Origin of the sequence: Bradyrhizobium sp., from assembly GCF_049519115.1 — a bacterium.
Taxonomy (GTDB): domain Bacteria; phylum Pseudomonadota; class Alphaproteobacteria; order Rhizobiales; family Xanthobacteraceae; genus Bradyrhizobium.
Map to the genome: position 1 here is coordinate 57,463 of NZ_JBEKRB010000009.1, position 12,833 is coordinate 70,295.

Genomic DNA, 12,833 nt, shown 5'->3' on the forward strand with positions numbered 1-12,833 from the left:
CGCAAGCGTTTGAGCCTACCATTTGGGCGAAAAACAGACGCCGCCAAATGAGGCCGAACACGCCCAGAAAGGCGGCAGGTCTTAAAACGAAACACCGCTTAGCGGCGCACCACCCAGATCAGGATCAGACCGGCCACCGCCGAACCGATACCGGCGGCCCGCAAGATGTTGTCAGGCGTCACCAACGCGCTTTTCATCGCCCGTTTGAGCCAGGCCGGGACCGCCGCGAACATCAGACCTTCGAGCACAAACAGGATTCCCAAACCGATGAGGAAGTCGGCGAACGCTATGGACCTCATCGGATCGAAACCTCCCATTTTGAACTTTTATTTTTTGAACCGAAGCGCGTTTCGCTTCGGCCTTTACTTTAGGAACTACGGCTTCGCTGAGGCCGCCGGAGCAGCGGCCGCCGCAGCCGGTTTGCCGCCGGCGCCGCCGAAGAACCTGAAGAAATCCGAATCCGGACGCAACAGGAAGCGCGTATCGTTGCTCTTGAGGCTGTTTTCATAGGCCGTCATCGAACGATAGAACGCGAAGAAGTCCGGGTCCTTGCCATAGGCTTCGGCAAACAACCGGTTGCGCTCGGCATCGCCCTCGCCGCGAACCTGCTCGCCGGTCGAATTGGCGTCGGCGACGATGACGGTGGCCTCACGATCGGCGCTAGAACGGATCTCCTGCGCTTTCTGGCCGCCCTGTGCACGGAATTCGGCGGCCTCACGCTGCCGCTCGGTCTGCATGCGCTGATAGACCGCCTGGCTGTTCTGCTCCGGCAAATCGGCGCGGCGGATCCGTACGTCGACCACCTGGATGCCGTAGCCGCCGGCTTCCTTGTCGAGCTGGTCGCGGATTTTCCCCATCAGCGCTTCGCGTTCGTCGCGCACCACCTGGATGAAGGTGACCTCGCCGAGCACGCGGCGGAGCGAGGCGTTCAACAGCGTGGTGAGCTGGAGATTGGCGGCCTGGATGGAGCCGACGCTCTGATAGAATTGCAGGGCGTTCTTGATGCGATAGCGCGCAAAGGCATCGACCACGAGCCGCTTCTGGTCCGAGGCGATCACTTCCTGCGAGGGATTTTCGAGATCGAGAATGCGCTTGTCGACCGGGATCACCGTGTCGATGAACGGCGCCTTGAAATGCAGGCCAGGCTCGGTGACGACGTCGACCGGCGCACCCAGTCGCACCACCAGCACCTGCTCGGTCTGCTGTACGGAAAACACCGAGCTGTAACCGACGATCAGCAACAGCAAGAGCAACAGCAGCAACATAATGCCTGTGACGGGGGACCTCATCGCGTGGCTCCCGTAGACGGCTGTTGCGGCTGGCTGGCCGGCGCTGCCGGGCGTCGCGCCGACAATTCACTCAAGGGCAGATAGGGCACGATACCCTGTCCCGACGATCCGCCGTCATAGACGAGCTTGTCGGAACCGCCGAGAATGCGCTCCATGGTCTCGAGATAGATGCGCTGGCGGGTGACGTCGGGCGCCTTCTTGTACTCGTCATAGACTTTCAGGAAGCGTGCGCTCTGGCCCTTGGCCTCGGCCACCGCCTGCTGCTTGTAGCCTTCGGCAACCTGCAGGATTTGCGAAGCGCGGCCCTTGGCGTCCGGCACGACGCGGTTGGCATAGGTCTGCGCCTCGTTCTGCAACCGCTCGAGGTCGGCGCGCGCGGCCTGCACGTCGCGGAAGGAGTCGATCACCTGATTCGGCGGATCGACCTTCTGCATCTGCACCTGCTGCACCTGAATGCCGGAGCCGTAATTATCGAGCGTCTTCTGCATCAGCTCCTGAACCGACCCTTCGGTCGAGGTGCGCGCACCCGTCAGGATCGGCTGGATGTTCGATTTGCCGACGACTTCACGCATCGCGCTTTCGGCCACCGCTTTCACGGTGCCTTCCGGATTCTGGATGTTGAAGAGGAAGTCGGCGACGCCCTTCGGCTTGATGCGCCAGAGCACGGTGAAATCGACATCGACAATGTTTTCGTCGCCGGTCAGCATCAGGCTTTCTTCGGGCACATCGCGCATGGTGCGGCCGCGCCGCGCCGGATCGTCGATCAGCGTCATGCCGATCGACAGCGTGGAGACGCGCAGCGCCTTGGGCAGCAGCACCGTCTCGATCGGATAGGGCAGATGGTAGTTCAAGCCTGGCTGCGCATCGCGGACATATTTGCCGAAGCGCAACACGACGCCGAGTTCTTCGGACTGCACGCGGTAGAAGCCGGACATGGCCCAGATCGCGACCACAACCAGAAGCGCGAGTGCGATGCCGAGCCCGCTGAAATAGCCGCCCGGCAGCAATTGCTGGATGCGGTCCTGGGCACGGCGCAGAAGATCTTCCAGATCAGGCGGCCTTGGGCCGCCTGTCGGCTGCGGTCCGGAGCCCCACGGCCCCTTCGGACCCGAACCCCAGGGGCCTCCGCCCTGATTCTTCCACGCCATTCAAACTCTCCTTCGTGGGACACAGGGCCGGTTGGCCCGCCCGCAGCGTCCGCGCAGGCTTTATAGGGGACGGCCCCTGCCCTTACAACGCGCGCCTTTAGGCTGATATAGGGCCCGCAACAGCTATGCTGGCGGCCCTAATTGTCAACGTAAACATTGGGGGAAGCGGTTAATGCGGTTTCCACCTGACATACGTCACAAAGGAAAAGGCCGCGCTATCGTCCGGGCCTGACGGGTTTTTGGCCCGCGCGACCTCTTCCCAGACCGCCTTGTCCAAGGAGGCAAAACGGCTATCGCCCGCGGGCGCGGCGTGAACTTCCGTGATCTCCAGGCGCGCGGCCCGGCCGATCCATTGGGCATAGATTTCCGCCCCGCCGATGACGGCGATTTCAGTGACGAAACGCCGCAGCGCGTCCCCCTTCGCGACGTCCAGGGCGTCTTCGAGCGAGGTGGTCACGACGGCGCCTGAAGCTCGAAAACCCCCATCCCGCGTCATCACGATGTTGGTGCGGCCGGGCAGCGGACGCCGTAGCGACAGGAAGGTCTTGCGCCCCATCACGACCGGCTTGCCTGATGTAAGTGCCTTGAAGCGTTGCAGGTCGGTCTTGAGCCGCCAGGGGATCGCGCCATCCGCGCCGATCACGCCATTGTCGGCAACCGCCGCTATGAGCACGATCTCCATTAGCGTTGCTCTTGTGCAAGCGCTGACAGTGCGGGGCCGGCGACCTTGCAGATGGTCCACTCGTCCATCAGGACCGCGCCGAACGATTTGTAGAAAGCAATCGAGGGCTCATTCCAGTCGAGCACCGACCATTGCAGGCGCGACCAGTTATTCGCCACGCACTCTTTTGCCAGATGCGACAACAACGCCTTGCCGATGCCCTTGCCGCGCACGGCCGGCCGCACGAACAAATCCTCCAGATAGATTCCGGAGCGGCCCGAGAACGTCGAGAAATTGACGAACCAGACCGCGAAGCCCGCGACCTCGCCGTTCCATTCCGCGACATCGCAAAACAGCCGCGGGTTGTCGGTAAATAGCGCGGCCGCAATCATCGCCTCCGTCGCTTCGACCTCGTGCGAGAGCTTTTCGTAGTCGGCGAGTTCTTTAATCAGCGAGAGCACGACGCCTGCTTCGTCGGGACGTGCGCGGCGAATGACTAAATTCAAACCGCGACCTCGGCCTTGATGTGCGGATGCGGATCGTAGCCTTCGAGCACGAAGTCTTCAAAGCGGAAACCGAAGATGTCCTTCTCATCAGGATTGATCTTCATGACCGGCAAGGTCCGCGGCGCGCGCGTCAGCTGCAGCCGCGCCTGCTCGATATGGTTGGAATAAAGATGCACGTCGCCGAAGGAATGGACGAAGTCGCCTGGCTTCAATCCAGTGACCTGCGCGACCATCATGGTGAGCAGCGCGTAAGAGGCGATGTTGAAGGGCACGCCGAGAAACACGTCGGCCGAACGCTGATACAGCTGGCACGACAGTTTGCCGTTGGCGACATAGAACTGGAAAAGACAGTGGCACGGCGGCAGTGCCATCTGGTCGATCTCGGCCGGATTCCACGCGCTGACGATCAGCCGCCGCGAATCCGGATTGCGCCGGATCATCTCGACCACGTTGGCGATCTGGTCGATCTTGCGTCCGTCCGGCGCCGGCCAGGAGCGCCACTGCGATCCATAGACCGGGCCCAGATCGCCGTTGGCGTCGGCCCATTCGTCCCAGATCGTGACGCCATGGTCGTGCAGATATTTGATGTTGGTGTCGCCCCGCAGAAACCACAACAGCTCATGGATGATCGCCTTGAGTGGCAGCTTCTTGGTGGTCAGCATCGGAAAGCCCGCGCCCAGATTGAAGCGCATCTGGTGGCCGAAGATCGAGATCGTCCCGGTGCCGGTGCGGTCGGATTTCTCGACGCCGTCGGCCAGAATCCGTTCGAGCAGGTCGTGATACTGGATCATGGGTTCAATGACGTTCCACTGGTCGGAGCCGACAGGCCCTTCTGGGCAGCCGGCGGCGAACTTTTAACGGCGAGGGCCAGCCTTCAATACGGCGATTCGCTCTCGCCCGGCCTTTATACCCCGAAAAATGAGCATCCGGCGCGGCCTCAACAAGGCCGGAACCGAGTCCGGCATCGCATGGCGGCGTACTTTCTTATCCCTCCCCGCCGCTTCGCGGGAGAGGGATAAGAAAGTTTCACCCGATCAGGCCGGCAAAGCCGAGGCAGCCGCCGGCCACCAGCATCCAGAGCGGGTTGATTTTGGTCACCGACGCCAGCACCGCGGCTCCGACCGTGACGAGGACGGCAACGACGGTCTGGTCGGAGGCACGCGCCAGAATAAAGCCGCTCGCGCCCATCAAGCCGATCGACAACGGCACCAGCGCCGCCTGGATAATGGAAGGCCAGCGCGATTGACTCGAGCGGGTCAAAAAGCGGCTGACGATCAAGGCCAGTACCGCGGTCGGCACGCACATCGCCAGCGTGGCGACCAGCGCGCCCAGGATGCCCGCCACCGAATAGCCGATCAGGGTGACGATCAGGACGTTCGGTCCAGGCGAGAGCTGCGCGATGGCATAGACGTCGGTGAATTGCTTGTCGGTCAGCCAATGATTCACGTCGACCGCAATACGATGCATTTCCGGGATCGCCGAATTGGCGCCGCCGACGGCAAACAGCGACATCATGGCGAAGGTCCAGGCCAGTGTCAGAACCGGATTGGCATCGGAATTCATGCCGCCTCCTTCCGCATCCAGTAAGTGATCGCGATCGATACCGGAATGGCGATCAGCAGCACCGCCGCCAAAGGCAGACGGAACAGGCCGATCGCGATGAAGACCAGGACCATCACCAACAGCGCAACGACGTCCCGCCGCTTGAAGAGCGGCGTCATCATCCGGAACACCACCGCGAGCATCAGACCAATGGCCGCACAGGCCACGCCGGAGAGAATGCGCCGCAAGGCATCGATCTCGCCGTAGCGGTGATAGAGCGCGCCCATCACCACCATGATCAGGGCCGGCGGGCCGACCAGTCCGGAAAACGCCGCGATACTGCCGGGCAGCCCCCGCAGGCGCGATCCGAACACGAAGGTGAGGTTGACGATGTTGGGACCGGGCAGGAAATGGCACAGCGCGAAGGTTTCGTTGAACTCGTCCGCCGTCATCCATTTGTGCTGATCGACGATGCCCCGCCGCGCCCAGACCAGGACGCCGCCAAAGCCCGCCAGCGACATTTTCGCGAAGGCTATGAAGAGCTCAACCAATGTCGGCGGCGATTTAGAAAGATCCGGCGCGGCGACGGCGGCCGGTGGCGATTCCGGGGGCATGGGGCAGTTCTAGAATGTGGCCGCGGGCGGGCCAACCGATATTCCCGCCTATCCACCCCCTCGAAGCGACCGGTTTCCTCAAAACCATGTGTTTCAACGGCTTTTCCAGTGTCCGGTTCTGACATTCGTGTCATTCACAGAGGGCGCGCCGGCACTGTCTTTCTCAACCTTTGCCCCCTATATAGGGGTGCCGGTTCGCCGGCTATGGAAATAAATTGCCGTCGCAATAAACCATTCGGACCCGGGGGCAGTACCCGGCGCCTCCACCAAAGCCTTCCAGGTGGGCATGATCTTTGTCGGAAAACCGGTGCCCACCCCGCATCACGTGCGGGGCAGGCTTTTTCCGGATCATGCCCGAACAAGGCTTCGGCGGGGGCGAAACAGGATCGACGAGGGCGTAAAGGGCGTGTTTTTTCTCGGTATGGTTCCGCCGATATCGGGCCATGCAATAGTTGCAAACGACAACTATGCTCCGGTTGCTCAGGCTGCGTAACGCAGTTTGAAATACCGATTTAAAGTCCTGACGGGTTAAGCTCCGTTAGGCGGGGTTCGGAGGCACCTGGCAACAGAAGCCTCCACTTTCCTTTTTCCAAAGGCCTTTTCGGCCCAGTTTGTAAGCTTCGGACCTGCTGACCTCGGCGATTAAGCGGGGTACGATGCGGAACTCGCCCCGAGTCGGATGCCGGCGTTCCGGCCGGCTTTCGCGGGCAAATACGTTTTCAGATGGCACGACAGGACTGACCATGGCGACCGATCATATCCGATACGACGTACTGGCCCGCGATGCGCTACGCGGGGTGTTGCGTCGCGTTCTGGCCGATGCGGCCGAGCACGGCCTGCCGGGCGACCATCATTTTTTCATCACCTTCGTGTCCACGGCCGACGGCGTGAAGCTGTCGCCCCGTCTTCTGGCGCAATATCCGGAAGAGATGACCGTGATCCTGCAGCACCAGTTCTGGGACCTGGTGGTGACGGAGGAGCGCTTCGAGGTCGGTCTGTCGTTTGGCGGCATCCCGGAACGCCTCGTCATTCCCTTCAGCGCCATCAAGAGCTTCTTCGATCCTTCGGTGCAGTTCGGCCTGCAATTCGAGACCTCCGATACGGCGGCGCCCGCCGATGAACAGGAGACAGCGGCTTCGCCCGCAACCCCCGCTTTGCCAGTGCCGACCAATGAAGAAGCCAGCGAGCCGGAAAAGCCCAGCGAGGGCGCCGAGGTGGTGCGGCTCGACCGCTTCCGCAAGAAATGACAGCAAGGCAGACCTGATTGGCCTGCCAAAGCTTCCTATTCGAAGGCTTCCTATTTCAAGGCTTCCTATTTCAAGACTTCCTATTCGAGGCTTCCTATTTAAAGTTCCTGCAGAACAAAGCGGCAATTCGTTCAGGAACATTATGGCCCGATCAAAATCCCCATCCCCGTCAAAATCGGCGACACGGACCGAAACCGACAGCTTCGGTCCGATCGAAGTTGACGCGAGCCGCTACTGGGGCGCGCAGACCGAACGCAGCCGGCAGAATTTTCGCATCGGTCACGACCGGATGCCGATGCCGATCATTCGTGCACTCGGCGTCGTCAAGCTCGCCGCCGCCGAAACCAACCGCGAACTCCGCCTGCTCGACCAGCGCCGGGCCCGAGCCATCATCCGCGCCGCACGCGAAGTGGTCGACGGCAAATTCGACGATCATTTCCCGCTGGTGGTCTGGCAGACCGGGTCCGGCACCCAAACCAATATGAACCTCAACGAGGTGATCGCCAACCGCGCCAGCGAATTGCTCGGTGGCAAGCTCGGCACCAAGGCGCCGGTGCATCCCAACGATCATGTCAACATGAGTCAGTCGTCGAACGACTCGTTCCCGACCGCGATGCATATTGCAGCCGCGGTCGCCATCACCCATGACCTGCTGCCGGCGCTGGCGATGCTCTACCGCGCGCTTCGGACCAAAGAGAAAGCGTTTTCCCATATCGTCAAAATCGGCCGCACCCACACCCAGGATGCGACGCCGCTGACGTTGGGCCAGGAATTTTCCGGCTACGCCACCCAGGTCGAGCACGCGATGACACGGATACGCGTGGCGCTGAAGGAGCTCTATCCGCTGGCGCAAGGCGGCACCGCGGTCGGCACCGGGCTTAATTCCAAGCCGAAATTCGCCAAGACCTTTGCCCGCCACGCCGCGAAGATCACGCGGCTTCCGTTCACAAGTGCACAGAACAAATTTGAGGCACTCGCCACCAACGACGCCTATGTGTTCGCGCACGGCGCCCTGAACGCGGCGGCCACTGGCCTTTTCAAGATCGCCAACGACATTCGCCTGCTGGGCTCCGGGCCGCGCTCCGGCCTCGGCGAATTGATTCTGCCGGAGAACGAGCCCGGCTCCTCGATCATGCCGGGCAAGGTCAACCCGACACAGTGCGAAGCCGTGACGATGGTGTGCTGCCAGGTGTTCGGCAATCAGGCGGCGATCACGACGGCCGGCAGCCAGGGCCATTTCGAATTGAACGTCTACAAGCCGGTCCTGGCATTTTGTATGATGAATTCCATTCAATTGATGTCCGACGTGGTGCGCTCTTTCACCGAGCACTGCGTCGAGGGAATACGCGCCGACGAGAAACGCATCCATGAACTGATGGAACGTTCGCTGATGCTGGTGACCGCGCTGGCCCCGAAGATCGGCTATGATAATGCGGCCAAAGTGGCTAAATCCGCTCACGCGCGCGGCACAACGTTGAAAGAAGAGGCGGTCCGACTTGGTTTTGTTTCTGCCGAGGAGTTCGACCGGCTGGTGAAGCCGCGCGAAATGACGCACCCCGGATAACTACGGCATGGCTTCTTGCGTTGCCATGCACCGCGACCTCTTATCGCCTAAAGAATTATGCTTATTGGCTTTTACGGTGGCACTTCGCCGTGGTAGAGCAAAAAATATTTCGAAAATCGACATACGACATTTTGCGATCAGACGGCATAATGGGGATTTCATAATGAGGATCGAGCTTGATAGCGCGCATCCGCTGAATTTGGATCGGGTCAATTCAACTGGAACCCGCACACGTTCATCGATTGACGGCATCGTCGCCACGACAACCAGATCTGCATGACGGGGGCCGCCATGGGGGATTTGGTCAATCTGAAACAGTTCAGGAAGCGCGTTGCGAAGGAGCGGTCGGAACAGGAAGCCGCCGCCAATCGCACCCGGTTCGGCCGCACCCGGTCCGAACGTGAACTCGAGAAACTGCGCACCGAACGCGCCAGTGAACACCTGGATCAGCATCGCATGGACGGCGAGGACGCATCATGAAATCGCCCGTCGTAAAGCGATCGATCGTGGTCGCAGGCCACAAGACCAGCGTCAGCCTCGAAGAGGCCTTCTGGAACGGCATGAAGGAAATTTCCGGCCTGCGGAACATCACGCTGTCCGAACTGGTCGGCGAGATCGACAGCAATCGCCAGCAAGGCAATTTGTCGTCAGCCATCAGGCTCTTCGTGCTGGACTATTTTCGGTCGCGCGCCCAGACGGCGGCGCCGGCCGCGGAATCAAAGCCGCCGGTCGCCGACAGGGTCTGAGCCACCTGGCATCGGCGACGGCGAGCCGGCGCTTGCCGCGCATGCGCAACGCTGACTATTCCGTCTTCAGATTGAGCGCGTGGCAGGCGTTGCATCGCAAACGCAGTTCCTTGATCTGGGCGCGGAACTCGTCCGGCTTTTTGGCGCGGCTGGCGGCCCATGCGATTTTCGAGGCTTCGCTGGCGCGTTTGTAGAAATCCGAAAAATTCGACCAGATCGCGGGATTGGCGAACGTGTCGGTGGCGGGATCGCGCTCCGCGCCTTCCTTCCACTGGTTGGTCGAGGGCGGAAACAGATGCGGAAACGCCATCAGCAAGGTCGAGATAACTTCGGCATGCTCCTCGGCGTCCGACAGCAGCAGCTTGCCTTCGGGCGCCAGCATGGTCTCGATCTCGTCCATGTTCATGTCGATCTCGCCCATCGCGACCTTGCGGGCGAAGATCGTATCCTTGGACGGAGGCTGATCCTCGGCCAGGGAAGGCGTGGCCGCAATGCTGAGCGCTGCCGCGAGGACGGCGAACAGGACGCAACTTTGCCTGGCGAAAGCACGCACCGCGTTGGGTCTATTCAAGGCCGGCCCTTTCCTGGTCACGAAGATTGCCGGCGTATACCCGGCCGTTTGAAAGCGTCGTCACCTGACGCAACAGACCCAGTCTCTTGCCGGGCTGCCGCAGCGGATGGAACGCGACCACGACCTCCTCGCCGGGTCTCACGGCGTCACGCTGCCAGCCCTCATCGAGGCGCGCCAGGTTTCCGGGGCTCGTCGTTTCGATCATCCACTCGGCCGGCGCTTCGCCGGACTTGAGCGCGCCTTTGACGATCAGCGTGACATGCGGGTTGACCCAATGCAGCTCCACCGCCTTGCCCTTGAGCACCTCGGTCCGCATGACATCGAACATCGATGCGGAATGATGGGCCGCGACTTGTGAAATCCCCGCACCGGCGATCGCCGCGACGGCCATCACGACGGTTGAGTTCCGAAGGAGTCGCATGGGCACCTCCTGACGCTGTTCTGGTTTCCTGTCGCTTTCTTGGCGCCACTTCGCCGGGCGAGGAAAGCCGTTACCGCCTTGCTTTATTCCGGCCAATTCTTACTCAAGACCCGGCTTTTCCTGATCGCGGATATTGGCGGTGAAGACCTCGCCGGATGAAATCGCTTTGAGCTCCATCAACAGACCGCTCTTCTTGCCGGCCTCGCGCTCCGGATGGAAGGTGACCTCGACCTCATCGCCCGGCTTCACCGCGTCGCGCCGCCAGCCACCGGCACGCACCAGATTGCCGGGGCTCGTCGTTTCGATCAGCCAGTCGGCCGGCGCTTCGTCCGCACTGGGCGATCCGGTGACGGTGATCGTGACATGCGGGTTGACCCAGCGCATCTCAACGACCTTGCCTTTGAGCGTCTGGGATTTGGTGAAATCGAACATCGAGGCGGAGTGATGCGCGGCAACTTGCGAGATTCCGCCTAATACGACCGCCAAAATGGCGAACGCGCCGATCGATTTCAGGACGTGTCGCATGGTTATCTCCTGTCTTGTTTTGCAGGTTATTTCGCCGGAACGGCTGTGGTGTGGCCCCATTCGGATTTCTGAACGGGAACAAAAACATGGTCACCATCCGCATTGACGCGCTCGACCAGGTCGCCGGTGGCGCAGACGCCCTCGACGATGTCGAACTTGCGCGCGCGCTGGCGGAAGAAGATGCGCGTCGTCTTCCACGGCTTGGTCAAGATATTCGGCGCGACGATTTCAAGATCGTCGTGCAGGATATCCTTGTCGGCGAGATGAATGCGCTCGATCACATGCATGTCGCCGTTGTTGGGAAGGCCTGCCGCCTCGCTGACGGCGAGCGGTGCCTCCGGCACGATGTCGGTGGTATCGACCACCAGCGTGTCGCCTTCCCAGTGGCCGACCGAATGGCCGTGGAAGGTGGGGTCAGACGTCTCCGGATGACCGCGGCCGTCGGTGTAGATGCGGCGGATGCGATTGCCGTCGGACTCGCCAAGCATGGTCACGCGCCCCGGCGTGAACAGGATCTCCATGGCGTTGTGGGTGACCAGCATCCAGGAGGGGTGGGCCTCGGGAAGGCAGTTGGCGAAAATCAGCGTCGGACGGCCGGCCTTTTCCTCGGCGAACATGTGCTGGATCTTCTTGGCGGCGGCCTCGTTCCACGGCGGCGGATTGGTTTTGATCTGGGCATCCTGATCCGTGATCTTCGGATTCCAGACGCCGCTCCAGTCCGGCAATTTGGCGATGTCGGCCCAGTCCTGGGCCGTCGGCGGCGGGTTGATCACCGCGGGCGCCTTTTGCGGCGCTTGCGCACCCGCAATCGACGGCGCCAGCACGAGGGCGAAGAGAGCAACAGAAGCGATACCGATTGGACCCGATTTCACGCGCATTTCTCCGGAGGAAAAGAGTGATCTGAGTTCGGCAACTTGAACAAAAGTAGCCAGAACTTGTTTTAATGTGAAGTCAGTGCCGCCCACCTTCAGTGCATCGTGAAGCCGGTCCCGCGGCCGAGCGAGACCACCGCAATCCAGGCCATCAGTGAAACGGCGGCCGCCGCCTTCGCGGCCACCGGCGTCGTTGCACCCGGCGCATCCCAGCGCTCGATGTCGCGTTCGCCGAAAAGATGAAACACCGCCATGTTGAGTCCGGCGAGCACGAGCATCACCAATTTGATCTGGAACAGACGGTTATGGGCGTAGTGCGTCGCATCGGATGAAAACATCAGCGATCCCGTGATCGCGGCGATCGCGAACGCGGCCCAGGTGTAGGGGATGACATCGCGCATCAGCCGCTTGGCGCTGATATCGAGCGAGGCCACGCCCAACAGCCGCAGGTCGACGATCGAGATGGTTCCGACCACGATCACAATCGCCAAAACGTGAACCGACTCGATCCATGGAAACAGGATGTCGTTCTCGGCAACCGCGGTGGCGATCCACGTCGACTGCAACCACGCCAGCGCGCCCTCAATATCCACCGAAGAAATCCCTGTGATGCATGTGGGTGATGAATTCGATTTCTGTCAGGCGAAATAGGCGATCCAGCGCCCGGCGAAGATGATCGAGGACCACAGGAGGATCGAGACGACGGCGAGCGTCGCGGCGGCGGCGCGGGAACCGGCGGCATCGCCGAACGACGTGTTGCGCCGGTGAAGCAATTGAAACAGCGAGGTGACGATCAGCGCTGCGATCAGAAGTCCCATCTTGAGCTGAAAGGCCGGGTTCTTCAGCGACCGCGCCGGCTCGGCGATGATCATGATGAGACCCGTGGCCAGCAAGACCAGCAGCGGCCACCACACCAGCGGCAGGAACCGTGCCTTCACGGTTTGCAGCGGCCGGTTGGCCCAGAACACGCCGATCAGGCGCAGATCGAGCATTAGTGCTGAACTGGCGACCACCGCAATGGCGAGGATGTGGATCGTCTGCACGGTTGGAACGACCCAGCCGGCGATCTGGATCCATTGGCTTAACGCCGTCTGGTCGATCCAGTGACAGATCTGGTTGAGCGTCAT

18 protein-coding genes and 1 other RNA gene are annotated in these 12,833 nt (G+C 61.4%); 5 read left to right on the forward strand and 14 right to left on the reverse strand.

Annotation, left to right across the window (positions count from 1 at the left end; all coding sequences use genetic code 11):
- Positions 1-98: 98 nt before the first annotated feature.
- The 8 genes from ABSE61_RS10130 to ABSE61_RS10165 all read right to left on the reverse strand — a co-directional run bounded on the left by ABSE61_RS10130 (position 99) and on the right by ABSE61_RS10165 (position 5,760).
- A complete protein-coding gene (locus ABSE61_RS10130; protein WP_423870958.1) occupies positions 99-299 on the reverse strand; it encodes a DUF2065 domain-containing protein in 201 nt (66 codons plus the stop codon).
- Positions 300-374: 75 nt separating this feature from the next.
- The gene (gene hflC / locus ABSE61_RS10135; RefSeq protein WP_423870959.1) at positions 375-1,289 is read right to left on the reverse strand and encodes a protease modulator HflC; all 915 of its coding nucleotides are present in this window, start codon (positions 1,287-1,289) and stop codon (positions 375-377) included.
- Entirely contained in the window at positions 1,286-2,437 is a 1,152-nt protein-coding gene (gene hflK, locus ABSE61_RS10140) for an FtsH protease activity modulator HflK (RefSeq protein ID WP_423870960.1), read from the reverse strand. The genes hflC and hflK overlap by 4 nt, the downstream gene beginning before the upstream one ends.
- A gap of 169 nt (positions 2,438-2,606) precedes the next feature.
- Positions 2,607-3,119, reverse strand: coding sequence for a dihydrofolate reductase (locus ABSE61_RS10145; RefSeq protein ID WP_423870961.1), 513 nt, complete (start codon positions 3,117-3,119; stop codon positions 2,607-2,609).
- The gene (locus ABSE61_RS10150; protein WP_423870962.1) at positions 3,119-3,604 is read right to left on the reverse strand and encodes a GNAT family N-acetyltransferase; all 486 of its coding nucleotides are present in this window, start codon (positions 3,602-3,604) and stop codon (positions 3,119-3,121) included. Before ABSE61_RS10150 ends, ABSE61_RS10145 begins: the two co-directional genes overlap by 1 nt.
- The gene (locus tag ABSE61_RS10155) at positions 3,601-4,395 is read right to left on the reverse strand and encodes a thymidylate synthase (protein WP_423870963.1); all 795 of its coding nucleotides are present in this window, start codon (positions 4,393-4,395) and stop codon (positions 3,601-3,603) included. The genes ABSE61_RS10150 and ABSE61_RS10155 overlap by 4 nt, the downstream gene beginning before the upstream one ends.
- A 235-nt stretch (positions 4,396-4,630) precedes the next feature.
- Positions 4,631-5,167 (reverse strand): chromate transporter, encoded by a 537-nt coding sequence (locus ABSE61_RS10160; RefSeq protein WP_423870964.1) that lies wholly within the window; start codon positions 5,165-5,167, stop codon positions 4,631-4,633.
- Positions 5,164-5,760: a chromate transporter gene (locus ABSE61_RS10165; protein ID WP_423870965.1), complete on the reverse strand. Its 597-nt coding sequence runs from the start codon at positions 5,758-5,760 to the stop codon at positions 5,164-5,166. The genes ABSE61_RS10160 and ABSE61_RS10165 overlap by 4 nt, the downstream gene beginning before the upstream one ends.
- 151 nt (positions 5,761-5,911) lie before the next feature.
- On the opposite strand from ABSE61_RS10165, the gene ssrA reads away from it, so the two are divergent.
- From ssrA to ABSE61_RS10190, 5 genes are all read left to right on the forward strand, one after another.
- Positions 5,912-6,340: a transfer-messenger RNA gene (gene ssrA / locus ABSE61_RS10170) on the forward strand.
- A 163-nt stretch (positions 6,341-6,503) separates the two neighbouring features.
- Positions 6,504-7,007 (forward strand): SspB family protein, encoded by a 504-nt coding sequence (locus ABSE61_RS10175; RefSeq protein ID WP_423870966.1) that lies wholly within the window; start codon positions 6,504-6,506, stop codon positions 7,005-7,007.
- Between the two features lie 142 nt (positions 7,008-7,149).
- Complete coding sequence (gene fumC / locus ABSE61_RS10180) at positions 7,150-8,571, forward strand: class II fumarate hydratase (protein WP_423870967.1); 1,422 nt, start codon at positions 7,150-7,152, stop codon at positions 8,569-8,571.
- A gap of 291 nt (positions 8,572-8,862) precedes the next feature.
- On the forward strand, positions 8,863-9,051 hold the full coding sequence (locus ABSE61_RS10185) for a DUF4169 family protein (protein ID WP_423870968.1): 189 nt from the start codon (positions 8,863-8,865) through the stop codon (positions 9,049-9,051).
- Positions 9,048-9,317, forward strand: a complete 270-nt coding sequence (locus tag ABSE61_RS10190; RefSeq protein ID WP_423870969.1) for a ribbon-helix-helix domain-containing protein — start codon at positions 9,048-9,050, stop codon at positions 9,315-9,317. Before ABSE61_RS10185 ends, ABSE61_RS10190 begins: the two co-directional genes overlap by 4 nt.
- Before the next feature lie 55 nt (positions 9,318-9,372).
- On the opposite strand, the gene ABSE61_RS10195 is transcribed toward ABSE61_RS10190, so the two are convergent.
- From ABSE61_RS10195 to ABSE61_RS10220, 6 genes are all read right to left on the reverse strand, one after another.
- Positions 9,373-9,888: a cytochrome c gene (locus ABSE61_RS10195; RefSeq protein ID WP_423870970.1), complete on the reverse strand. Its 516-nt coding sequence runs from the start codon at positions 9,886-9,888 to the stop codon at positions 9,373-9,375.
- Positions 9,881-10,309, reverse strand: coding sequence for a DUF6152 family protein (locus tag ABSE61_RS10200; protein ID WP_423870971.1), 429 nt, complete (start codon positions 10,307-10,309; stop codon positions 9,881-9,883). Before ABSE61_RS10200 ends, ABSE61_RS10195 begins: the two co-directional genes overlap by 8 nt.
- 99 nt (positions 10,310-10,408) lie before the next feature.
- Complete coding sequence (locus tag ABSE61_RS10205) at positions 10,409-10,834, reverse strand: DUF6152 family protein (RefSeq protein ID WP_423870972.1); 426 nt, start codon at positions 10,832-10,834, stop codon at positions 10,409-10,411.
- A gap of 26 nt (positions 10,835-10,860) precedes the next feature.
- Complete coding sequence (locus ABSE61_RS10210) at positions 10,861-11,706, reverse strand: hypothetical protein (RefSeq protein WP_423870973.1); 846 nt, start codon at positions 11,704-11,706, stop codon at positions 10,861-10,863.
- Between the two features lie 95 nt (positions 11,707-11,801).
- Positions 11,802-12,299, reverse strand: a complete 498-nt coding sequence (locus tag ABSE61_RS10215) for a DUF6644 family protein (protein WP_423870974.1) — start codon at positions 12,297-12,299, stop codon at positions 11,802-11,804.
- 45 nt (positions 12,300-12,344) lie between these two features.
- Positions 12,345-12,833, reverse strand: coding sequence for a DUF6644 family protein (locus ABSE61_RS10220; protein WP_423870975.1), 489 nt, complete (start codon positions 12,831-12,833; stop codon positions 12,345-12,347).

Coding starts and splice junctions, on each gene's coding strand:
- ABSE61_RS10185 (WP_423870968.1), top strand. CDS start 8,863: ATGGGGGATTTGGTCAATCTGAAACAGTTCAGGAAGCGCGTTGCGAAG.
- ABSE61_RS10145 (WP_423870961.1), bottom strand. CDS start 3,119: ATGGAGATCGTGCTCATAGCGGCGGTTGCCGACAATGGCGTGATCGGC.
- ABSE61_RS10130 (WP_423870958.1), bottom strand. CDS start 299: ATGAGGTCCATAGCGTTCGCCGACTTCCTCATCGGTTTGGGAATCCTG.
- ABSE61_RS10220 (WP_423870975.1), bottom strand. CDS start 12,833: ATGACGCTCAACCAGATCTGTCACTGGATCGACCAGACGGCGTTAAGC.
- ABSE61_RS10205 (WP_423870972.1), bottom strand. CDS start 10,834: ATGCGACACGTCCTGAAATCGATCGGCGCGTTCGCCATTTTGGCGGTC.
- ABSE61_RS10200 (WP_423870971.1), bottom strand. CDS start 10,309: ATGCGACTCCTTCGGAACTCAACCGTCGTGATGGCCGTCGCGGCGATC.
- ABSE61_RS10165 (WP_423870965.1), bottom strand. CDS start 5,760: ATGCCCCCGGAATCGCCACCGGCCGCCGTCGCCGCGCCGGATCTTTCT.
- ABSE61_RS10190 (WP_423870969.1), top strand. CDS start 9,048: ATGAAATCGCCCGTCGTAAAGCGATCGATCGTGGTCGCAGGCCACAAG.
- hflK (WP_423870960.1), bottom strand. CDS start 2,437: ATGGCGTGGAAGAATCAGGGCGGAGGCCCCTGGGGTTCGGGTCCGAAG.
- ABSE61_RS10155 (WP_423870963.1), bottom strand. CDS start 4,395: ATGATCCAGTATCACGACCTGCTCGAACGGATTCTGGCCGACGGCGTC.
- hflC (WP_423870959.1), bottom strand. CDS start 1,289: ATGAGGTCCCCCGTCACAGGCATTATGTTGCTGCTGTTGCTCTTGCTG.
- ABSE61_RS10175 (WP_423870966.1), top strand. CDS start 6,504: ATGGCGACCGATCATATCCGATACGACGTACTGGCCCGCGATGCGCTA.
- fumC (WP_423870967.1), top strand. CDS start 7,150: ATGGCCCGATCAAAATCCCCATCCCCGTCAAAATCGGCGACACGGACC.
- ABSE61_RS10160 (WP_423870964.1), bottom strand. CDS start 5,167: ATGAATTCCGATGCCAATCCGGTTCTGACACTGGCCTGGACCTTCGCC.